The sequence below is a fragment of the Mesorhizobium sp. M7A.F.Ca.CA.001.04.2.1 genome, assembly GCF_003998485.1.
GTDB classification, from domain to species: Bacteria; Pseudomonadota; Alphaproteobacteria; order Rhizobiales; family Rhizobiaceae; genus Mesorhizobium; species Mesorhizobium ciceri.
In genome coordinates this window covers 42,915-68,732 of sequence record NZ_RZQT01000021.1, presented here as the reverse complement: position 1 = coordinate 68,732, position 25,818 = coordinate 42,915, and the positions used below count along the sequence as shown (strand labels likewise).

At 60.8% G+C, this 25,818-nt stretch carries 1 protein-coding gene; it reads left to right on the top strand.

The genetic code is table 11. The annotated features are described in order from the left end of the window. The first annotated feature begins 238 nt into the window (after positions 1–238). Entirely contained in the window at positions 239–25,798 is a 25,560-nt protein-coding gene (locus tag EN955_RS09530) for an Ig-like domain-containing protein (RefSeq protein WP_206523752.1), read from the top strand. The last annotated feature ends 20 nt before the right edge of the window (positions 25,799–25,818 follow it).

Below are 25,818 nucleotides of genomic sequence, written 5' to 3'. Positions count from 1 at the left end.
GACGGCGCTCTACCACTTCGATGCACAGGCCGGCGAGAAGATCTTCTTCGACCAACAGAACAGCAGCGGTGGCACCGTCTATTGGCGCCTCATTGATCCGTTCGGCCGGCAGGTCTGGTTCAACGGTTTTGGCGACCAAGATGTCCAGGCGCTGGCGTTCACCGGGACTTACACGCTGGCGATCGAGGGCTACGTCTACGGTTCTGGGCCTGCGTCGTACACATTCAGCATCTTCCACGTGCCTGTCTCGGCACCCATCCCCATCCCAAATCAAGAGGCCGTTCCCGCCCCCGATCTCGAAGTCACCGACATTGTCGTAAGCCCCGCAACGGGCTGGCTGCCCGGCAGCAGCGTAGGTCTTACCTGGAACATACGGAACATTGGAAACCTCGCCGTATCGGGCTCCTGGACGGAACAGATTCGCGTTCGGAATTTGTCGACTGGACAAATCATTCGTCTGGATAGCATCGCCTTCGATACGGGTGTCGAGGGGCTTGCGCCTGGCGAGAGCCACCCTCGCCAGTACAGCTTTGTCTGGCCATCCGGCCTTGTGGGCTCCGGCGAGTTCATCTTCGAGATCGCAACCGACTCTGCAAATCAGGTGTCGGAAGGCAACGCGTTGGGCACAGCTGAATCGAACAATACTGCCCAAGTCGCCATTGCGTCCGCACCAGATCTGAAAATTCTCGATCTTCACGTCACGAACGCGGAGGTTCAGGCGGGCGGCCCTCTCACGATCGAGTGGTCGGACGCCAATACCGGCGCCCTTCCTGTTGCGACCGGCTGGTTCACACAGATCGCGATCGTTAACACCGCAACGGGCGAAACTGTTGTAAACACGGCCGTCTTCTATGATCCAACTGCTCCAGGAAACGCACCGCTCGGAGCTGGCCAGACACGGCCGCGTAGTGTCACGCTGCAGCTACCGCACGGTTTGCGCGGTGCCGGTACGCTGGAAATCCATGTCACCGCCGACAGCAACCAGAACGGCATCGGCGCGATCATCGAAGCCGCCGAAGGGGTCGACGCCGAGGCAAACAACAGCGCCGTTCTCGAAGTCATTTCACAGCCGAGGCTCTATGCTGATCTCGAGGCCTCGAATGTATCGGCCCCAAGCTCCGGGCAGGGAGGCGGTACGGTCACGGTGGGCTGGACCGTCACCAACATCGGACCAGTCGATACCGGTGTCTCGAGTTGGAAGGACACGATTATCCTCAGCCGGGATTCGGTGTGGGGAAACGAGGACGACGTAGAGGTCGCGAGCTTCACTCGCACCGGGGCGCTCGCTCCGGACGCCAGCTACACGCGTCAGGAGACGGTCGCGTTGCCGCAGCGTCTTGATGGAACCTTCTTGCTGACCGTCCGCACCGATGCCGCAGGTGCGGTTACCGAACCGGACACCTTGAGTAATAATGTTGCGGTTCCCGTGACCATCGACCTGCAATCGCCTGCGGCGGATCTGGTCGTCGAGGTGGTCGTGGGGCCGCTCACCGGCCGCAGCGGAGAGCTGATCGACCTATCCTGGAGAGTCAGGAACCAGGGTGAAGCGACAGACGTGACTGTCTGGACGGATCGGATCGTGCTTTCCGCCGATGAGGTCGTCGACGCCACGGATCGCATTCTCGCCAATGTCGTGCACTCTGGCGCTCTGGCCAAGGACGGCACCTATGCCGGCCGTGCGACCGTCCGTCTTCCCGATGGTCTCCAAGGCAGCTTCCACCTCCTCGTGATCACAGACGCGGAGGCCCGCGTCTACGAACGCGATGCCACCGCCAACAATATTGGCCAGTCTCTCACGACGATGGCGGTGTCCGCGGCGCCGGCTGCGGATCTGGTGGTGACCGGCGTGGTTGCGCCAGCGTCCGGAGTACCGGGTCAACACCAGACAGTTACCTGGACCGTTCGCAACGACGGGGAAGGTGGCGCCCGTGCGCCGTGGACCGACAGGGTCTACCTGTCGAAAGACGGAACGCTGGCCACAGCCATAGTGATCGGAGAGGTCCGTCGCGTCTTTGATCTCGCAGTTGGCACCAGTTACGTCGGAACGGTCGACGTCACGCTTCCGGATGCCGCGGATGACACCTACCAGATTCTTGTCGTTACTGATGCGAGCCAGGAGGTTTACGAAGTTGACCGCGAGAGCAACAACGCGTTGGGCTCAACACTCGCACTAAGTCATCCCGACCTCACACCTTCCAATGTTCAGGCTCCCGCCACAATCGTGTCGGGCAGTGTCATGCAGGTGCGCTGGAATGTCCGTAACAACGGCACCGGGGCCGCCCTGAGCAGTTGGACCGACGCGATCTACCTCTCGCGTGATGACGTTATAGATGCAGAGGACATCAAGCTTGCCGACGTGCCTCATGTGGGCGGGCTTGATATTGATGGGGAGTATCTGGGCGAAGCGATAGTCACGGTGCCACTGTCTGCGTCGGGCGACTACAAGCTGATCGTCGTTGCGGACCAGCTTGACACCGTCCGCGAGCCTCAGGCAGAGGCTAACAACCTCGCCAGCAGTTCTCTGGATGTCACTTTGGCGCCCTATGCCGATCTCTCGGTTGGTAGCGTCACTGCGCCAGCGCTCACCGTTGGCGATCCAGCCCGCGTCACGATCGGATGGACTGTCACCAACCAAGGAACAGGCGTCGGCCAGACCCTGGCGTGGACCGATACGATCCTCGGTTCGCGAGACGACATCCTCGGCAACAGTGACGACATGGTCCTGGCGGAATTCCGTCACGATGGCGCTGTGGCTGTTGGCGGCAGTTATGATCGTAGCGAGCAGATCATGCTGCCCGCCGCATTGTCTGAACGTTTCACTCTGTTCGTTCGTACCGACTCCAAGTCGGAAGTATTCGAGAACGGATCGGAAGCAAACAATGCGGCAACGCCGGGACATCCCGTAGACGTGGTGCCGATACCCTACGCGGATCTGACGGTCACGGACTTGGTCGCGGATGCCTCGGCGCAGAGCGGCGGTCGGCTCAATGTCAGCTGGACTGTAAAGAACCAGGGCATAGGTGTGACGGACCGTGACCAATGGACGGATACGGTCACACTCATTGACGCCTCCGGACAGGCTGTCGCGGATGCGCGGTTTGACCATCTGGGAATTCTAGCCAACGATGCGAGCTACACCCGGTCGGCACAGATCGTGCTGCCGAACGGGCTCTCGGGACCCTATAGGCTCGTCGCCACCACCGGCGGTGTTTACGAGTTCGTCTTCACGGACAATAACGCGAGGACGTCCGATACTATCGAGGTCACCCTGGCGCCGAGCCCGGATCTGACCGTTACCGACGTCAAGGTTCCCGCTTCCGCTATCGAAGGAGATACGATCGACGTTTCCTGGACCGTCACCAATACAGGTCAGGGCGTCGCCAACGGTACGTGGAGCGACCGCATCGTGCTTCGTCCGCTCGCGGGTACGAACCTACCCGACCTCCAAGTCGGAACTTTCACCTTCAGCGGGGAGCTCACGTCAGGAAAATCGTACACGCGCACTGAGCAGTTCCGCCTGCCCGACAAGATCGAAGGCCTCTATCGCGCCTTCGTCGTCACCAATGCGCTGTTGCCAACCACCGACGAAGCCACCCTTCCGGAACCCAGCTACTTCCTCTACGAGCATGGCGCAGCAGCGACCAACAACAACACGGGCGATGACGGTACGCTTGCCGTCCAGCTCAAACCGAGAGCTGATCTGCAGGTTGAGACAGCGGTCGTGCCGGCTCGCGTGCCGGCTGGCGGAACGGCCTCGATCAAGTTCACGATCATCAACCAGGGGACGGTTCCGACAACGTCGCGGTGGAAGGATTCAGTTTATCTCTCCCTCGATAACCAGATCGATGCCGGGGACATGCTGGTCGGCACGTACGACAACCTTCTCGCACTCGACCCGGGCGGGCGGTACACGAAAGAGACTGGCCCGATCGAGATTCCGATACGGTTTCGCCGAGATGCCTATCTGGTCGTGCGTACGGACTCGACCGATCAAGTCGAGGAGTATCCGAACGACGCCAACAACACGCGTGCGTTCGCTTTCTTCGTCGAGCCCGAACCCCTGTCGGACCTGGTCACCGGGAGCGTTGTAGCGCCTGTCCAGGCCGTCGCAGGCTCGCAGATCGAGGTCCGCTTCACCGTTACGAACAAGGGTTCCTCAAGCACAAACAAGGACACCTGGTCTGACTCGGTCTGGCTGACGAAGGACCGTACGCGGCCAAGCCCGAGTAAGAACGGCGGCATCCTGCTCGGCAGTATCCAGCATAGCGGCGCGCTTCCTATCGGACAAAGCTATGACCAGGTCCTGAAGGTGACGCTGCCCGACAATCTGGCGTCAGGCACCTATTTCATCACACCCTGGAGCGATGCCTACGACGTCGTCCTGGAAGATACGCTTGCTGTCAACGTCAACCCCGATGATCCGAACGAATTCGACAACAACAACTACAAGGCACGGCAGATCCAGGTCCTCGGCCCGGAAACGATCACGCACCGGCCAGACCTTAAGGTGCTGTCGGTCAGCGGACCAACGCAGATCGATGCCGCCGGCCAATATACAGTCAAGTGGACGGTCGGAAATGCCGGCCCAGGCGATACTGGCGATGTTGGCTGGGTCGAGAGGATATGGATATCCGACCGCCCGACTCTCGGTGATGTCGGAGCGAAGGAGTGGCTCCTGGAGTCGTTTGATCGCAGCGGAGGATTGGCAGTCGGCGAAACGGCAACGGGCGAGCGAACCTATAATCTGTCACCGGCAATTCAGGGCCATTTTCTGATTGTCGACGTCGATGCGGTTGGTGCCGTTCCTGAAACCAACGAACTCAACAACGACCTGGTCGTCGCGTCGGAAGTCATACGCCATCCGGCTGACCTAAGAGTCACGCGGATCGAGGTTCCTGCCCAAAACTTCTCCGGCGAGAAGACGACGATCAACTGGACCGTCACGAATGCAGGCGCGGATGTCTGGCCGGACACCGCCTATTGGATCGATTCCGTTTTCTTCTCGCGAGACCCGGTCTGGAATCCTGATATTCAAATTTCATCCGCAGCCATTACGCCGCAGCGGACCCAGTTGCTTGCCACGTCCGTTCATAGCAATCAGGGCGGCTTGCGGGCAGGAGAAAGCTACAATGCCAGTGCCGAGGTCGTTCTTCCGCCCGGCATCGACGGCCCATTCTACGTCTTCGTTCTGACGGACGTGGTTCCAACGGGCAAAGCTCCCAAGGAGGAGTTTGACGAGGCAAAGGGAGGTGACGACCAAATACGCGAGTACTACCTCGAGTCCGTGTTCGAGGGCGCAAACAATACAAACAACATTTCAAGACAGGATATCTCGGTCACATACCGCGAGCCAGACCTTCAGGTTAGTAGCTTAGCGGTTCCTGCCACCGCCATCTCAGGGGACCGGGTCACCGTTTCGTGGCACGTGCTCAATGCAGGGACCCGCGAAACGCGCCAGGATGCGTGGGTGGATCGTGTCTTCCTCTCGCGAGACGGCTCACTCGACACCGGTGATTATGAGCTCGGAAGCTTCCAGCACAATGGGAAGCTTGCCATCGGGGCGGCCTACACGGCTTTGCTGGACGTCGACCTTCCCGAGTTCATTGACGGCGATTTCCATATCATCGTCGAAACCGATGCCCGATCCCAACGGGCGACAACATCACTCGCCCCCAGCACGATTGCGGCGGATCTGCCGGGCCTGCAGATCGCAAGTGATGTTGTCCCCGAGTTCCAGGGCGAAGGTAACAACGCGACTGGAAAACCTCTTCCCATTACCCTGCGTATCCCTCCGGACCTCAAGGTCTCATCGGTCAGCGCTCCCCAACATGTGACAGCGGGTCAGCCGTTCGATTTCAGCTTCACTGTCCTCAATGCCGGGAGCGGCGACGTTCGTGCCTCGCAAGATAGCTGGACGGATCTCGTCTATCTCTCCCGTGACCAACATCTCGATCTCGAAAGTGACCGCTTCGTCGGCGCCTACCAACATACAGGCGGGCTCGCCGCGGGCCAGAGCTACACAGTGGCGAAGTCAATCAGAGCGCCGGTGGGGCTTGAAGGATCTTACTACCTTTTCGTCGTGACCGATCCACTCAGCGCAACAGGCCGCAGCTCGGTTTTCGAAGCGAACCTCGAGACGAACAACGCAAAATCCAGCGACCAGCCTCTCATCTTCGAATTGCCGCCGCCGTCCGACCTCGTCGTCGACAACAATGTCGTAACCCCATCGGTAGCGACGGTCGGCGACACGCTCCAGATCAGCTGGACCGTCAGGAACCAGGGCGCCAATCCGGCGGAGGGGACCTGGACTGACGGCGTCTATCTTTCCGAGGACGCAATCTGGGACATCAACGACCGTCTGCTCAAGCTCGTACCTTTTACGGGCTCGCTCCTTACAAACGACACCTATACTGTGAGCATCCCTGCGGACCTGCCGCCTGCCAAGGCCGGCCAGTACCGCCTGATAGTCCGGTCAGACATCTACAACGAGGTCTACGAAGGCCCGTTCAATGCTGAGAGCGAGAAGAACAACGCTGCTCCATCGGTCAATACGCTGAGTGTCAGCGTTGACGAGATGCACCTCGGCGTGCCGTTGCAGACGACCCTTAGCACGGGACAGGTGCGCGTCTATCGGATAACCGTGTCGCAGGGCGAGACCCTAAAGGTTCGCTTGACGGGTTCGGATTCGAACGCATCCAACGAATTGTTCCTTCGCTATGGTGACGTGCCCACTGGTTTCCTGTTCGACGCGATTTACCAGGATCCACTGCAGGCAACTCAGACAGCAGTAATTCCGGCAACAAAAGCAGGAGAATACTACGTTCTGATCCGAGGCCATCAGGAACCGTCCGAAGACACAGCTGTGACGCTCCTGGCCGAAGTTGCACCCTTTGCGATCAGCCGAGTCGAAGTCGATCGAGGCGGAGACAGCCGCTGGGTGACGTTCGACGTCTTCGGTGCGAAGTTCGCCACGAACGCCATTGTGAAACTCGTGCGTCCCGGCATCGCGGAATATGAGCCGGTGCGCTACGAAGTGCTGGATTCCACGCACATCAAGGCGACCTTCGATTTCACCGACGCGCCCCACGGGCTGTACGACGTGAAGGTAATCAACCCCGATGGAACAGCGGCTATCGAGCCGTACCGGTATCTGATCGAGCGGGCGCTGGAACCGGATGTCACGATCGGACTTGGCGGCCCCCGTGTCCTGCTGGCTGGAGATACCGGCACCTACGGGATCGCCTTCCAGTCACTCACGAATGTCGACACACCGTATGTGCATTTCTCGTACGGCATCCCCGAGCTGCAGACGAATTCGGTCATCTACAATCTTCCCTATGTGACATTCCAGACGAACCTGCGCGGCGGCACCCAGCCGCAGAGCGGCGAGGACGTGCCTTGGGCAAGTCTCGAATCGGAAGCCAACACCAGCGGCACGATTCTCGCGCCCGGTTACCTCTACGACATGCCGGCCGGTGCCTTCACCGGGCTGAGTTTCAACGTTTCGACCTATCCAGGCCTTCGCGAGATGAATGATCGCGCCTGGGAGGAATTCAAGCAGCGCGTGTACGCGGAGATACCGGCCCTGGCTGGCACGCTGGACGCAGGCCCGACGGCTCTCGACCAGATCTATCCCGGTCTGTACGACCTCTACCGGCAACTCGGCGCAATTCCCGACGAGTGTCGCGAGCCTTTCATCCCGTTCCGGTTCAACGTCGTGGCCGCCGCGACGCCGATGACGCGCGACGAGTTCGTCGCCGAACAGAAGGCCGAAGCAGCGAACCTCAGGACGAGGGTGCTGGCCGATCCAACCGCGAATGCGGTACTCATCAATCTCGCCGCGGACGCCAAGACCTGGGAGGCCAGCTACCTTGGGGCGCTGGAACTTGCTGGCATCTTGCGGCCAGTCGACGAGGCTCCGCCGATTAATCAGGATCCGGTTGTCCAGAGCGTGCTGTCGGTGCTGACGACAGGGGTGCTGTACGGCGCAGCCGGCGAGGAGGTCCGCAGCGACGGCAATCTGGTCTCCTTCTTTGAACAAATCCACAAGTGGTACGGTGATCAGCCAGGCACGCTGGCGCCGATCGACCATGTGGAAATTCGCCAGAACGACTGCTATTATCTCGAAGTCCCCGTACCGGCGCTCTCGAAGTATTCGGACTTCGATCTGGGGCTTTCGCAGCGGACGTATTTCGAGAATTTCAACGTCTTCGTACCGTGGATCAGGTTCGAACAACGGGGAGCCGGCGGCAGCACGGTGGCGCTGCCGGAATTCGGCTCGCTGGCTGGGTCGAGCGAACTGTCGCCGCTTGATTTCTCGCGCTACTACCAACGGGCGGCGGCCGTCGGCGAGTTGGCGTCGATCACCGGCCCGCAAGGCGTCGGCAACGAGCAGTTCCTTCCGGCGGGAGCAGCGCTTCCGTATTCAGTCCGGTTCGAGAACCCGCAAAACGCTTCGGCGCGTCCCGGTGAGATACGCATCGTTACCAAGCTCGACTCGGACCTCGACCCCTATTCTTTCCGCCTGGGCGATCTGAAGATCGGGGATATCAACGTCCATATTCCGGAAGGCCGCTCGCTGTTCCAGGGTGACTTCGACTTCACGCGGTCCAAGGGTTTCATTCTGCGCGTCTCCGCCGGCATCGACATCAGCGCGGCAACGGCGACTTGGCTGCTGCAGGCGATCGATCCTGAGACCGGGGAAGTAATCCAGGATACATCCCGGGGACTGCTGCCGGCAAACAACGCGCAAGGGGCAGGGCAGGGCACGGTCAGCTATACAATTCGTCCGAAGGATGACGTGCCGACCGGCACCGCCATCACAGCCCAGGCGCGGGTGCTCTTCAATACGATGGCCCCGCAGGAGACGATCAAGCTTACCCAGACGCTGGATGCCGCGGCCCCGAAGTCGACGCTGACCGCGAAGCTCATACAAGGTGCCAATTACGAAGTGCGCTGGACCGCAACGGACGACGCTGGCGGATCAGGCGTCAAGCATGTCACCGTCTACGTTGCAAAAGACGGGGGCGACTTCCAGATCTGGCAGCGCCAGACGACGGAGACCGTCGGAATCTTCCACGGTGAAACCGGTCACAGCTATGAGTTCCTGGCGCTCGCGACGGACAATGCGGGTAACACCGAGGAACCGCCCCTGGGCATTCTGGCGCCGGACGACGGATCCGGACCCGACCTCGGCAACCTGCCGAACGTCGGAGGCACAAGCCAAGATCTCGGCGAGGCTCCGGCGCCATCGCCGACGCCGTCCACAAATCCACTCTTCCTGCAGGCACAGCAGGCCATTCCCGCGCCGACGCCGCTGGCTGACCTGCCGGAATTCGGCACGACAATCCGTCCCTTTGGCGCGCAGGTGTTCGCCTCGGCAATCCCGCAAAGCCATGCCGGGATAGGTGCCCTCGCCATCGTGGTGGCGGCAGACGGCAGCGTATACACAAGCGGCGGTGCAAACCGCGGCTCGCTCTACAAATTCGATCACAACGGCGGCGATGCCGGGCAGCCGCTGGCTACTCTGGACGAGCCAATATTCGACCTTGCCTTCGACGCCCAGGGGCAGCTGTGGGCCACCACCGGTGGCGGTGCGCTTCTCCTCCTGGACGCGGCAACAGGTCAGGTCCAGGCTCGCTTTGGCGACAGCATCACGCAGGCACTGGCAGTCGATCCGGCCACCGGCAAGATCTACGTGTCGTCAGGGCGCGGCATCGAGATCTTCGACCCGGTGAAGCATACCTTCACGGCCTTCAGTTCGGTTCGCGTCGACGACCTCGCATTTGCGCCGGACGGCAAGCTCTGGGGCACCACCTGGCCCGAACGGGGCGATGTCGTGACCTTTGACCCGAAGGGGCGCGCCACAAAAGTCCTGTCTTTTGACAGCGAGGTTGATTCCATTGCCTTCGGCAAGGCTGGCACGAAGCTCGAAGGTCTCCTTTTCATCTCGAACAATCTCGCCGACGGCCAGTCTCGCGGCTCGCAGTTGATCGCCGTCGACCTCGCTACGCTCCAACATGTTCCGATCGCCCTGAACGGAACGTGGGGCGAAACGCTTGCGACGACCGCGGATGGCCGTCTCCTGATTGCGCAGTCGCATCAGATCGATGTCGTCAGTCCGATCGTGGCGCCGAAAGTGGCGTTCGTGAATCCGCCGGACGGATCCGCAGTGCCGCTCCCCTTCGCGGAGATGACCGTATCGTTTGACCAGGACATGTTGGCGGGCTACGGCCTCGACGCCGGTTCGGTCCTGTACCTCGCAAACTACACGCTTGTGAAAAGCACCGGCGAGCCTGTTGCGCTCAAGGGTGCGACCTATGACGTGGGAACCCGCACTGTTCGCCTCTCCTTCGATCCGCTCGAATTCGGCGACTACACGCTCACGGTGGGCGAGCATCTGAAGAGCATTCAGGATGCCGAATTGGGATCCGCCTTCACAAGCGACTTCACCGCCATCACCGACCTTTCGGCGCTCGTGACCATCGAGTTCAGCGCCGTGCGCTCCAGCCGAGCCGACGGCACGGTTTCCTATGACGTGAAGGTCACCAACATCAGCGACGCCGACATTCTGGCGCCGCTCACGCTGGTTCTGGACCCCGCGCAGTATTTCCTGGGTCAGCCTGCCGGCGCGACGTTCGAAGGGGGCGGACTCTGGTACATCAATCTGGGCGAGGCTCTCGCTGACGGCCGGCTTGCACCCGGACAGTCCACGACCGTGCAGACCGTCACGATCGGAAACTCCGCCCTGCAGCATCTTTCCATCGGTCATGGCGTTTTCGCCGTTCCTGCCGCGAATCGGGCGCCCGTCATCGATTCCGCACCCGTCACCACTGCGATCGCAGGACAGGCCTATTCCTATCAACTTGCCGCGCGTGACCCGGATGGAAACCCGTTCACCTATCTCCTGCTCGACGGCGTCGAAGGGATGGGCCTGTCCAACACAGGCCTACTGACCTGGTCGCCGACGGTCGACAGCCCGGCTCAGGTCAGCGTCGTGCTGCGCGCCTACGACAACCGCGGCAGCTACGCGACACAGGCCTACGCCATCCAGGTTGATGGCGGGAACCAGGCGCCCGTCGTCCAGGAGCTGCCCGAAGAACTCAGGGTTCGCGAGGGAGAGAACTTTGCCGTTGGGTTGGCGGCCTTCGATCCCGACGGCGACTATCTCCAGTATTTCGCCGACCAGCTTCCGGCAGGTGCGTCGCTGAACGCCCAAACCGGACTGCTGCAGTGGACACCGGGCTGGGGCCAGGCCGGCACATATGAAGGCGTGGTTCTTGGCGTGACCGACGGCGTCAACACCGTCGCGCGGACGTTGACGCTACTGGTGGTGCCGACCAACCAGGCGCCAAGCCTTGCGCCGGTCGCGGACCGCGTCGTTCGCGAGGGCGATCCCATCCGAATTCGCCTGCGCGCCAGCGACGCGGAGGGCGATGCGCTCACCTTCTTCAGCGCACTGCTTCCGGGCGGCGCCTTCCTCGATCCAAACACAGGCGCCTTCGAATGGACGCCGTCCTTCACCCAGGCAGGCACCTATGTGATCCCGTTCCTCGTCAGCGACGGGATTAACACCACCGAGATCAGCACGACCTTCAGGGTGGCGAATGCCAACGGCGCGCCGGTATTCGACGAGCTCGGCCCGTTCCGTCTGCTGGAGAACCAGCCGCTCTTCTTCCGCGCCTTCGCGTTCGATCCGGACAATCCTGGTTTCGTGCCGCAGGATCGCAAGGCGGACGCCAGCCTGACGCCGCTTGATGGCACGGCACCCACCGTGTCCTATGCCGTCGAGAACCTGCCGCAAGGTGCAAGCTTCGATGCTGTCACCGGCATCTTCGGCTGGACACCGGGCTATACGCAGGCCGGACACTACACCGTTCGCTTCACGGCGACTGACACGGGAGATGGGCTCACGCCCGCCGTAACGGTGCGCGATGTCGTCATCGATATCGTCAACGCTAACCGCGCGCCGGTGGTGCCGACACCCGTGAACCAGAGCGTCAACCGCGGCGAGGTCCTCGAGATTCCGGTGGAGGTGTCCGATCCGGACGGTGACCCGCTGACATGGTCGGTCTATCTGAGCCGGCAGCCGACGGCCGGCGGGCCAGCCGTCGACACGACGCCGATCGAGCTGACCGCCCTAGGTGGCCTCGCGACCTTCGTGAAGACGGAAGCCAACAAGGGCATCATCCGCTTCGCGCCTGGCGACCATGACCGCGGCAACTATCTCATCACCGTCCGCGCCACTGACGATGGTGGAGCTGAAGGCAAGGCCGATATCCGCACGACGGCGGTGAGCTTCACCACCACCGTGGTGGCGCCGAACGAGCGACCGCTGTTCGACATCGTCGGCGACAAGGTCGCGGTCGCCGGACAGCCGCTGAGCTTCATCCTGCGCGCACGCGATCCAGACCAGACCGGCTTGATCTTCTCCGGCCAGAACATGCCGGCCGGCATGACCATCACGCCGCTCGCGACCTACGGCACCGCCCGCGTCGACTGGACGCCCGCCGCGGCCGACATTGGTGAGCGGACGATCACGTTCCTCGTCACGGATGACGGAAACGCCGGTGCTTATGCCGCGCTGTCCGACAGCCAATTGATCCACCTCGTGGTGCGCGCCAGCAATGCCGCGCCTGTCCTCCTGCCCATCGGCGACCGCACCCTGAAGGAAGGTGAGGTTTTCGCCCTTTCGCTCCACGCGATCGATCCTGACAACGACGCGATAACCTTCTCGGTCACCAATCTCCCGACGGGGGCTTCCTTCAACGCGAAAACCGGACTGCTGTCCTGGACGCCCAACTACTTCGCAGCCGGCGACTATGCCGGAATCACGTTCTCTGCTTCGGACGGCAACAAGGCGAGCTCCGAGACGATCACGCTCAAGGTGCAGAACGTGAACCGGGCACCCGAGCTCGTGGCGATGTTCCCGCAGGCAGGCCGGGAAGGCGCTGAGATGGCCTTCACGGTGCTCTCGGGAGACGTCGATCAGGATCCCAGTGTCTATTCCGTGCTATCGCCCCTGCCACAGGGCGCGCGCTTCGACCGCAAGACCGGCAAGTTCACCTGGACGCCCGGCTACAGCCAGGCGGGTGACTACACGATCCGTTTTGGAGCCACCGATCCGTCGGGCGCGCTCTCGACGCTCGATGTCCAGGTCGCCATTACGGACACGAACCGCACGCCGGTCCTGAAGTCCTCCGACCATCAGGTGGTGCTCGGCACCGAGTTGGTATTCCGGCTTGCAGGGACAGACCTGGATTACCAGAACGTCTTGACCTATGGCGCCACCGGTCTGCCCGAAGGCGCCACTCTCAACGAGACGACAGGCGAGATCCGCTGGACGCCGGGTGCCGGCCAAGCCGGCGACTATCTGGTGCTCGCCACGTTATCTGACGAGCAGGAGAGCGTGCTCGAACCGGTCGTGCTCCGCGCCACCACCGCACCAGAACTCCCGCGTATCGTCATTGAGCAGACGCCGAGTTTCCCGGTCGTGCCCGGTCAGGAAATACTGGTCCACGTCATCTCGACGGGCTTTGCCGACATCACCAAGCTGGAAGTGCGCTACAACGGCGTCCTGCTCGCGCTCGACAGCCAGGGGCGCGCCCGCATCACGGCCGGGCTGCCGGGCCTGAGCGAAATCGTGGCGACCGCAACCGACGCAGACGGGCTCGTCGGCACGCGCTCAGCGATCCTCAAAGTGCGTGACCCGACCGACATACTGGCCCCGCAGGTTTCCTTCGCGGCGGGCCTCCTGGGAAGTCGCTTCGATACGAAAGCCGATTTACTTGGCTCCGTAATCGACACGAATCTGGATCGCTGGCAACTTGAGATCGCGCATTTCGAATCTGGCGAGTGGTCGACCCTGGCTAGCGGGGCCGGTGCGATCACGAATGGCGCACTTGCGCAACTCGATCCTGCTCTGTTTGCGAACGGCGTCTACAGCCTGCGTCTCACGGCGGCCGACGTGGCCGGCCGCACCGCGCGCGCCGAGACTCAGGTAGAGATCGACAGCATCAAAACGCTACCGCGTGCCGAGACTGATTTCACTGTCACGCTTGCCGGCCACCAGATTGCTCTGGTCAGGCACTACGATCCCCTTGTTCGCGCCCAGGCGGGCAGCTTCGGCAATGGCTGGCAACTTGCTCTGAAGGACGTCGCGATAGAAACCGACGTTGCGCCGACCGGCCGTGAGGCCTTTGGTTCGTACGGCGCGTTCAGGAACGGCACGCGTGTCTACGTGACGCTGCCGACCGGCGAGCGGGTCGGCTTCACATTCGAAGCTCAAGAGCATAGCATTCCGGGCCTCGTCTACTATACGCCTTCCTTCCGCGCTGACGCTGGCGTGACGTGGACCTTGCGGACTGCCGCGACGCAGCTCTCTCGCGTCGGCGACCGATTCTACGATCTTGCGACCGGCAGGCCTTACAACCCGGCCGGGCTCGAGGGCCGCGGCGAATACGAGCTCGTTGGGCCGGGTGGGACCGCCTATGTCGTCGACTCCCAGGCCGGCGTGACCTCGATCCGCTTTACTGATGGTGTGGCGCTCACCGTTGCCGACAGTGGCATCTTTGATGCCAACGGCAACGGAATCTCATTCATCGGCGGCGAGCACGGCATCACACGAGCCATCACGACCGACGGTCGCTCGTTCGCATATCTCTATGATGCGCAAGGCAATCTCACGCTGGTCCGCGATTTGATCACCGCGACGTCGAGACGGTACGGCTACGACGCGGATCACAGGCTCACATTGGTGAGCGGCGACGCCGGGCAGCGGGGCGTGGCGATCGATGCATCGGGAGCGGAGCTTCCGGTCACCGCCGATCTCGGCGTTGCAACCGGCTATCTCGCAGACGCCGCCCATGAAACCTTGGCACAAGGCGGGACGAACCGGCTGACCTTCACGATCCGGCCGTCCGAGCTCGCGTCCACCGATGGCGGCTCCCTCTATCTCGGCGTGATCCTTAAGCCCACTTCCGGAGGTGCAACGTTTGCTGTTCCGGAGCTTCAGGGAGCAACTCTTGTCGCTAGCCGGGCGGGGGCGAATGGCGCTTTCGCGCTGTACAAGATCGACCAGGCTGGGCTGAAGCTGCTGACCGTCCGCGGCGCAGATGCCGAGAGCGCCGGCGCCTACAGCCTCGAGCTTTTCGTTGCCGGCGATGCTAACCGGGACGGCAAGGTGGACGGAACCGATGCCGCCCTGACGTTTGCCGCCAACGGCGCGAGCGCGGGCCAGGCTGGCTACACGCCCACCGCTGACGCGAACCAGGACGGCACCGTCGACAGCACCGACGCCCAGCTGCTGTTCCAGAATTTGGGTTATCAGCCCAACCAGGCGCCGATTGCGATCACCGGAACGTTCAAGACGCACCAAGATCTTGAGCTCACCGCTTCTGTCGGCAATCTGGTCAGCGATCCCGAAGGCGACATGACTTTCGTTCGGCTGCTCGGCGCCACGCACGGCACTGCGCGCCTGTCTACTGATGGGAAATCGATTGTATTCGTGCCCGAGGCGGGCTTTGCGGGGCAGGCAAGCTTCACGATCGTCGCCGACGACGGTTACCAGAGCTCGGCGCCGGTCACGATCAGCGTCAGCGTCTCCAATGCTGCTCTGTTGAGATTCGATTTTGTAACGCGTCAGCCCCGGATCAATCTCAGCGAACGATATCAGATGCAGTGGATCGGGGACTTTGCTGATGAAGGCAACATCCTTCTGCCCGCGTCCTACTTCGACGTGTCGACAACCAATCCCGATGCAGCAGATGTCTCGGATGGCATCCTCATCGGAAGAGCTTCCGGTGCCGGTACTGTCGTGTCGTCGCGCGCTGGACTTACTGCGGCAACCGCATTCCTCGTAGGTAGCGCGCAGACCTATGACGACTATCTACTCGCAGGCTTCGGCGCGGACATCTATCCCGACGCAGTCACACTAGCCGCCAACGGCGGAACGCGTCAGATCAAACTGTTTACCGATCCGCAGGACGCCAGCACGAACGTAGCCTTCGCGGTGAACGGGACGCGCTACTATGTCGACAAGCCGGGCGTTGTCGAGGTCTCGCCCGACGGTCTGATCACCGCGCTCGCGTCCGGCGAAGTGACCATCACTGCGACGTACAAGATGGCGGAGGCCCGGATCCCGGTCAGGGTTGTTGCCGCTCAGTTCGGCCCGACTTTGGTTGGCGAGGCAGGCGCCGTCGTCGCGACGAGCGAGGGCCTCCAGGTCGCGATTGCTCCCGGAGCCCTAAGCCGAGAGGTAACCGTCACTATTTCGGGTGTTGCTCGTGATGATTTGACGATCCCTGTTCTGCCCGAGGACCAAGGGTTCCGGTTTGGCGCAGCGTTCCACATCGATCTCGAAGGCGCCACGCTGGACGCCCCGGCGCAGCTCGCGATTCCGACCACACTCCAGGCAGGAAGCGAGATTCGCTTCTATCGGCTCTCCGACTTTGAAACCGCTGGCGGAACGGTGCAGGGCTGGCTTGAGGTCGAGAGTGGCTATGTCGATGCGAATGGTTTTGCCCGCACGGCGTCACCGATCTGGAGCGGTATCGGGTTCGGCGGCACCTACATGGCGGTGGCTATCGATCCAGGCTCGATCGGCACCGTGATAGCTGATCTCGAGGCCTCCTTCGGTGTCGTACAGCAATATGTCTACACCACGATCGGAAACGTCCTTGTCGGCGCCGCCGGCTTTGGGCAGGTTCCTCTCTCCCTGCCGGGGGGCAACCGAGACGTTACACTCACCGCTCGTACCCTGGATGGCAATCTCGTCACGACTGCGGCAAATGTGGAGGTGCGTCCCGGTCAGATCAGCTCGCTCGAAACCACATTCAATTCCGACGTAGATCCGGCAGCCGATACGCATCACAGTCCGTCTATCACATCGGCCCGCGTCGAATTCGCCGACAAGGGAGACGGAATGGAGCCTTGGCTGGTGCTGAAGGGTGACCGCTTTGTCTGGAGCGATCCTGGGGCGCCGACGCTCGCCGGCTCAGACCTCGACCATCTGCGGGTGCTGTTCGGCTATCCTGACGAACTGGAAATCCGCGACCTGATCCGAGGGCATGAGAACGATGAGATCACCCCCGTCAGTGGAGGCGTGCTGGTTCGTCCAGCCTTCATGGGAGGAGGTGAACTGTGGGTCCGCGTACCGACGTCTATGGCTCTAGGCTCGACGCCTTTCCAGGTGGCGCGCCTCAACTACGTCCTTACGAACGAAGATCTTGGAGGCGATCCTTCGAGCTATGCGCAGGACAGTGGCCAGCCCGGTTCCTTCTGGGACGCTTTGACCGTCTATTCCAATTGGGAGTTTCTCGAGCCTGGGGACGAGAACGTATTCGTTGCGGTGCCGGGCGGCACCTTTGAAGGCGGCACAGCCGATCAACTGGCGGTTATTCGCCCGGTTGGGAATGACAACCAAAAGTTGCCAGAGCTTGTCGCTCGAATTCCACTCGGCAATCTCGACGACAACGGCCGGCCGACAGCCGGAAACGCGGTGATGCCCAACCGTGTGGCGATCACCAGCGACAACGCCCGCGCATACGTCACGCTGCGAGGAAGCGGAGGTATAGCCGTCGTCGATACGATGCTGATGCGTCAGGTAGACGTACTTCCGGACGATCCGGCGGAGCCTTACACTGATGGAGTGAACTTCATTAAGTTCACCAACGCGCCCAACGCTGCACCATGGGACATCGCTATCGATGCTTCGGATAGATGGGCCTACGTGAGTGACATGAATAGTGGTGCGATCTACGTCATCGATGTGGACCCGACGTCTGGCACCTACAACAAGCATGTCGGCACCATTGTCGTGAAAGACGTCACCGATATGAGCAGCAGCGTGCCCCAACACTTCGGCCTGCGCGACTTGCAGCTCACGCCGGATGGGCGCCAACTCGTCGTCGCCGCGCCTAACCGGTTTCTCACAGGCACCAGCACTGCAACGGCACCCGGCAAGCTGATTATTGTGGACCTGCCCGACGTGAATGCCCTCGTCGCGACAGCCGGTGCGGTCGGGCCGATCTTCTCGCAAGTACATTCCACCGAGTTTAGCGCGCCGGGCCTTGAGGAATTATTCGCCGTCCGGACGCTTGTCGGACCGGAAGGGGAGGAACTCATCGCGGTGACCGATCGGTCGTCGGACGGCACCGGGCTGATCATGCTCAAAAAGGACGGCAGCACCTGGAAACTGCACGGCAATATTTCGATCACGCTGGATTCGCCATTCGGACCAGATAACATTGACAGCTTTGACGTCAACAACGCCAGCGACGTCGTGTTCACCGGCGATCTCCGCTATGGGTTCGTTTACGGATACAACCGATTTGTTCAAGGCGTCGATTCTCACGATCCCGACGCCAACCCGAGTGAGCCGGCCGGCAGTAACATCGGTATCATCCGTGATCCGTTCGGGCTTTACTCTGACATGACCGGCCCGAAGGGTCTGGTGGCTGCAACGCGCATGATCCCTTACGCCTTTGGCAGCAGCGTTGCGCTCTCCGCAGACGGCAAATATCTGTACGGCACATACACCGGCAACGGCGCCGTTCTCGCGTTTGACGTGGAGGCGCTTATCGCGCAGGTCGAAACCTCATTGCAGCATCCGGTTGGCGCGCGATCGCCGACCTACAATTGGGCGATTGACGATTTGACTTCGAGTGCCACCCTGTTCGATCCGCTCACCGGATTGCGCACCGGCGTCAACAGCTTAATTGACCTGAGAGCCGATTACGCCGTGTGGTCGGGCATAACTCGGCCATCTGTGCCAGACAGTCCAAATGCGCCAATCTTCTTAGGAGGCACCCCAAAAGGCATTGCATTGCAGCATGGCTCGCTGCTCTTTACCCCTAGTTGGGACAGAGTTGATTTCAACAACTTAACTGGCAGTCAGGCGCAAGCGATTGCGCGGGGCGCTGACCAATACGATTGGCTTCGCGGAAACGATGACGTTACTCTTCCCTCCTCGCTCTCATTCGACTTCACGCAGACCTTCGATGGAGGTGCGGGAGTCGACACGATAAGGCTCCCGGGCTCACCGGATGACTATGTCGTCAAGGTGACGTACGGGAAGACTTGGGACGATACGCGAACGACTATCGCGACAGTTGTCGGGAGTGGCTATCCAAAAGTCGATATCAACACCGAGAGCATTGAGAGAGCAGTTTTTGCGCAGAATTTGAAGAAAGTCGTAAGTCTAACTGCGGGAAGTCTGGAAACGGAGATGTTGCAGCTTCTCGTAGAGAGCTATGGACCTGAAAGGAGTAAACTAGATCCACCAGATCCACTCGCGTACGAGGCCAATCAAGTTCAACTTTTGACCAGAACTCTAGGGCCAGTTCTCGATGCGCAAGGTCGAGGATGGCATGCTGTTTCTGCTATTGAACTTGGCATGCTCCCGGAAGACTATGGCAATGGGGATATCAAATTTTCATTTTTAGGTGGGCACTACCAAGCCATTTCTCGCGCGCAGAGTCCCGAGGGCCCGGAGGCAAACGCTTTTGTCCTTACAGGGAATGTGGGCGGTAGCAACACGCTAGCGATCGTTGTCCGAGGCTCAGATGAGTTGGCTGATCTGAACGATTATCTCAACTTCAAGACGCACTATGCAAAATTTAAACCGTTAATAGAAGGTATAAAGAGTTACCTAAACGATCACCTTAATACGAAGGTCATAGTTGCTGGACACAGTTTGGGTGCGGCTATTGTACACTACATTCTCAACGATTTGCCAGAATCGATGTACGACGTTCGGGGAATTTCCATAGGCTCTCCTGGAGCAGAAGCAGAGACAAATCCAAAAGATCAAAGGATACTAATCTTTGATCATACCCTCGATCCTGTTCCGTCGCTTAGTTATCTAACCAAATTTTCGCCAAGAAGTGCCCTTCCTGATTTGGCAAAAAGTCTCTCTGATATATTGTACGATGTCGGGCTGTCGAGCATAGTATATCAAATGGAACCAAAGTGGGAGCTGGGGACTAAGGTCTTCATACAAACCGACGCTCCCGTCATCGATCCGCCAAGTTTCTTTGGCGGCCAGCACAACGAGCAGAACTATTTGGACAGCGTAATAAAGCTTGTCACATTTGCGAGAGACCCAGACAGCCCGTTTAAAGACACCGGGCTAGCACAGTCTCTCAAGAACGGTACGATCTATAAGGGTGAGCTCACACTAGATCCACTTACGATCGCCGTCGGTCTCAAAGGCAATAACACTGTGCATTTCACGCAGTTGAGTAGCTTTTCGCTAGGTGGTCAGGGGGATGAGACCCTGATCATGGACACGGTAACTCCTTTCTCCCATGCCGTTATTGTAGACGGTGGACTTGGTGAAAACGATACGCTGAATATGATTGTGGATTATTCGAATATCACCCGCCTTACATGGAAGCAAATAGCGAACGGATGGGAGGTAGATTATTTTGGAAATCCTATCGCATTAGTTTATCGGGTCGAGAAATTCCAGGTTAACGGATTGGATGTGTTTCAGGCCACTCAGTCAGCTCTGACGGCAGCTTTGAGCGGCGGTCAAGATCTAGCTGACTCGTCATTGGCTCTCGCAGACACATCGGAGATCGTGCGTGCCGGTGAAGATCTGTGGTCAGACCATCTGAGTTCCGAATGGAAAGAGGCACTTGACCGGATAGAAGTTGGCCTTGCTGATTTGCCACCGTCATGGCTTGCTCGGACCGTAGGTTCGAGGATGGACTTTGATTTGACGGCTAGCGGCATAGGTTGGTTTCTGGATGAGTCTCCCTACGACAACAGCGAATTCAACTCGACCTCCAGTCCCAACGTATTTGTGGGTCGGGCTGGCACGGATGCGGCCAGTGGCATGGACCTTCTTACTGCCGCTCTGCACGAAATCGGTCATGTGCTAGGGCTTCCTCACTCGACCAATCCAAACAGTGTCATGGCGGCGACGCTTCCCGTCGGCGTGCGGCGCTTGCCCTCAGCCGCCGACGTCGAGGCGCTGAAGGCGGCGCTCGCCGCAGCACCGGAGAGCGTGGCGAGCGCTCTCGAGGCGGAGTTCCACCTCAGCGCGCTTCTTGCCGATCTCATCGGTCCGGCAGGCGCCCCGCAGGCCGCCATCATCAACGGGTCATTTGGCGTTTCTGACGCGAACACTTCGGGCTGGATTGTGACAGGAGGTGCCGGGATCGGATCTGGGGTCCTCACTTTGAACGAAAGTGACAGAAGTGGCGCACGCGCTAGTCAAGAATTCAGTATTCCGCAGAATGCGCTCGCTCTCCGCTTCACAATAAAGGGCGCGCGCTTTGGCGATCGTTCGCAAGGCCCCGGCGATGCCTTTGAGTTCGCATTGATCGGGTCGGATGGAAAACCGATCGCAGCAGACGGGCTCTCCAAGACCGACGCAGCGCTCAACATCCAGTCCGATGGCACCGTCTTCGCCTCGTCGCGGATAAGACTCACCGGCCTCGACCAGAATGGAAAGCTGCCCCCTGACGCTCCGGTCACCGTGGAATTCGACCTCACGGGCATTCCGGCAGGTACGCCGCTGAAGCTCTATTTCGACCTGCTCGGCTTTGGTGCGCTCGGTAGCCAGGTCATCATCGACGACGTCGAGTTCGTCACCGAAGGTCAGCCGGGGAACCATGCGCCGATCGCGTCCGACGATGAAGCGACGGTCGCCGAAGACGGCAGCGTCGACATTGCCGTTCTCGCCAACGATACCGACGAAGACGGCGATACCCCGACGCCGTCGCTGGTTGCGGAACCGGCAAATGGCACCGTGACCCTGAACCCCGGCGGCAGCTTCACCTATGCTCCGAAGCCGAATTTCTTCGGTGCCGACAGCTTCACCTACCGGGTCAGCGATGGCTTCACTCAAAGCAACGTCGCGACAGTCACGTTGACAGTGACGCCGGTCAACGATGCGCCTGTCGCGGCCGATGACATCGCAAGCGTCACCGAGGACGGGAGCCTCATCCTGGCGGTGCTTGGCAACGACAGCGACGTCGACGGCGACACCCTGACGCCGGTCCTGGTCACTGGACCAGTCAACGGCACGCTGACGCTCAATCAGGACGGCACCTTCACCTACGCGCCGAAGGCCAACTTCACTGGCACCGACAGCTTCACCTACAAGGCGTCCGACGGCAACGCCGAGAGCAACATTACTACCGCCACGCTGACCGTCACGCCGGTAAACGATGCACCGGTCGCCGCCGATGACATCGCAAGCGTTGCCGAGGGCGGCAGCGTGGTTGTCTCGGTCCTCGCCAACGACACCGATGTGGATGGCGACGCACTCACGCCAATCTTGGTTACCGAACCGACCAACGGCACGCTGACGCTCAATCCGGACGGCAGCTTCACCTATGCACCGAAGGCCAATTTCTTCGGCGCCGACAGCTTCACCTACAAGGCGTCCGACGGTACCGCCGAGAGCAACATCGCGACCGTCGCCCTGATCATCACGCCGGTGAACGATGCGCCTGTCGCCGCCGATGACATCGCATACGTTGCCGAGGACGGCAGCCTGGTGGTGTCGGTCCTCGCCAACGACAGCGATGTCGACGGCGACAGCCTGACGCCGGTTCTCGTCGCCGGACCGACCAACGGCACGCTGACGCTCAATCCGGACGGCAGCTTCACTTACGCGCCGAAGGCCAACTTCTTCGGCACCGACAGTTTCACTTACCAGGCAAGCGACGGCGTTCTGGCCAGCAACATCGCGACTGTGCGCATTGAGGTCACGGCTGGCAACAGCACACCGGTGTTGGAACAGGAAATCGCGGACCAGGCCTCGCCTGAGGACGCACTGTGGACCTTCACGCTTCCTGCGCTCGTCTTCAAGGATCCGGACGGCGATGCTCTCACCCTTTCGGCGACGCTCGCCGCCGGTGAGCCGCTGCCAAGCTGGCTCTCCTTCGATGCCTCGACGCTGACCTTCTCGGGCACGCCGCCGCTAAACTTCAACGGAGTCCTTGGCCTCAAGGTGACGGCGAGCGACGGTGAACTGTCAGCCTTCGACACCTTCAACCTCACAGTCACGCCGGTGAACGATGCGCCGGTGGCGCAGGATGTAGCCGGCGAAGCCATGGAGGACGGCCCGACGGTGCTTCTCGCGCCGATTTTCGCTGATGTCGACCAAGGCGACACCCACAGCATCAGCTTCGACACCGCTGGGACCGTCGGCAAAGTCATCCTCAATGCCGACAGCACCTTTACCTACGATCCGAACGGGGCCTTCGATCATCTCGCAGCGGGCGCAAAGGCCCAGGACGTCTTCATCTATACGGTGCGCGATGCTGCAGGCGCAGCCTCGACCGCAACCGTGACCGTGTCGATCACCGGACAGAACGACGCGCCGAAGGCGGTCGACGATTCAGCGGCGACTAACCAGAACACCGCACTGAGCGTCGCAGCAGCACAGGGCATTCTCGCCAACGATACCGACCCGGACAGCAGCGACACGCTTGCCCTCATTGCGGTGAACGGGTCGGCTGCGAACATTGGCCAGGTGCTGGCTCTTGTTTCCGGGGCCCGCGTGAGGGCTAGAAGCGACGGCAGCTATGACTACGACCCGAACGGCGCCTTCGCGGCGCTCGCCGCGGGTGAGACCGCGAGCGACAGTTTCACCTATACGGTCAAGGACGCCTCCGGCGCGCTGTCCACTGCTCGCGTGACCATCACGGTAAGGGGCCTCAACGACGGTCCGACGCTCTCAGCGTTGCCCGACCGCTCGCTGAAGGAGGGGGAGACGCTGGCCTTCACGCTCATCGCCAGCGATCCTGACCGAGGCGACAAGCTCGTCTTCTCGCTTGTGACTGCCCCGTCCGGCGCGATCGTGGATCCGGTGACTGGCGCGTTCAGGTGGACCGCACCTGACGGCGACGCCACGCATAACGTGACGCTGCGCGTCACAGACGCTGTCGGTTCATACGCCGAGCGGAGCTTCGCTATCCACGTCGCGGATGTCGCCCCGACAATTACTGTCGCCGGCCCAGGACATGCTGTCGCGGGCGATCCTTACACAATCACGCTTGGGGCTGCCGATCCCGGTGACGACACGATCACCCTATGGTCGGTCGACTGGGGCGATGGGGTGGTCGACTCTCTGGCAGGAAGCTCCACAGCCGCAACGCATATCTATGATGCACGCGGCAGCTTCACGATCCTCGCGAGTGCCACGAACGAGGACGGCACATTTAGCGCGTCTTCCGGAACCACGGTTGTCGTCGACACCGAATGGTTGGTGGTGCAGAGCTTCACACCGACGGCGACTGGCTTCCGGGTGCGTTTCAACCACGCCTTCGATCCAACCGCGTTCAATATCTATGCTGGCCAAGGAAACGCACGCGGTCCCGCCGACGTCATGCTGATCGGGCAGGGGGTTGGGCGCATCGACGGTTCGATCGTCATCGACAATGACGGTGCAGGCTTCACCTTCCTGCGGACGGGAGCAATCCGGCAATATGGCAGCCAGAACGCCAGCCCAGAATCGATGTTAAAGCACAGCCAAGATCCGACGGCTAAGGATCCCGCGACAGCACAGCTACCCGATCTCAATGTCGGTGGCATCCTTCCGTTCGACCACTACCGTGTTATGCTGCGAAGCGGTGAGAACGCCCTGCATGACAGCCGCGACGACCTGGATGGTAATCGCGATGGAACTCCTGGCGACGATTTTATCGCTGGTTTCGACGTCAAGAGCGTAGGAAACGGCATTATCAGCCTGTTCGACTTCATGCGCGGTCCGGGCCAGAAAGTGGATGTTCCCGCCCGCGCCAACGGACTGCCTGTGAGTTTCAGCAGCCTTGGCGGCGTCAAGTCGCTGGTGTTCACTGTGGACTATGATCCGGCCATGCTCACCATAACTGGAGCAACGGCCGGAGCCGACCTTCCCAAGGGCACGAAACTCTCATTTGGCAGCACCCTGAAATCTGACGGGACGAAGCAGGCCATCGTGACTGTCTCCAGCAGCAGCGCACTGCGAAGCGGCACGCTGAATATCGTCTCCCTCACTGCGTCCGTGCCCAGCACCGCGATCTATGGAGATACCCAGGTCCTGCATGTCGCGGTTGCAAGCGTAAACGGCAAGGCGACAACAATCACCAGCGACGATGCCCTGCAGATTGTGGGCTATATCGGCGACGCCAACAGAGATGCGGTATACACCAAGGCGGACGTCGACCTAATCTCAACGGCGGCAGCAAATCCAGGACAGGGCTTCTCAGCCTGGTCCTTGATCGATCCGGTCTCGATCGCGGATTTCGACCTCAGCGGTACTGTTACCAGCCAAGATGCCAACATCCTGAAATTGGAGATAGCGGGCCGCGACCAGCCGGAGATCCCACCAATTCCCGCCGGCATCCATGTTCAGTTCCAAAGCACCGGGGCCGGATTCCAGACGCAGAGCGAATCCTCTACACTAGACGCTTTGCCTCTCGGCCCGACCCTGACCTCAGCCGACGCGACGACATCTCGGGCGCAGGTGACGCGCGGGGAGGCGTCAGCAGATCCCACGCCTGCGATCAACAAGAACTCGGCTCCTCTCTTGCGCGCTCCTGACGACGGAACCAAGGCTTCACTGTTGGACGTTCCGGACTGGCAATTTGCCGGCGCTGCGAGACGAGCCTCGCAGGGCGATCGCGATTTCGCTCTCGATCTGACGGTCCCGACAGCGGCATTCGCAAACGACAAGTGGCCGCTGTTGACGGATCCGGCGGCATGGAAGTTCCCATTCGTGGCGCAGGCACTTGCGACACAGAACCCGAATGCCGGCATCCGGGTTTCGGCATCCGCAGGGCAGAGCAGAAGGAATTAGCCAAGCGTTTCGAGCCAGTA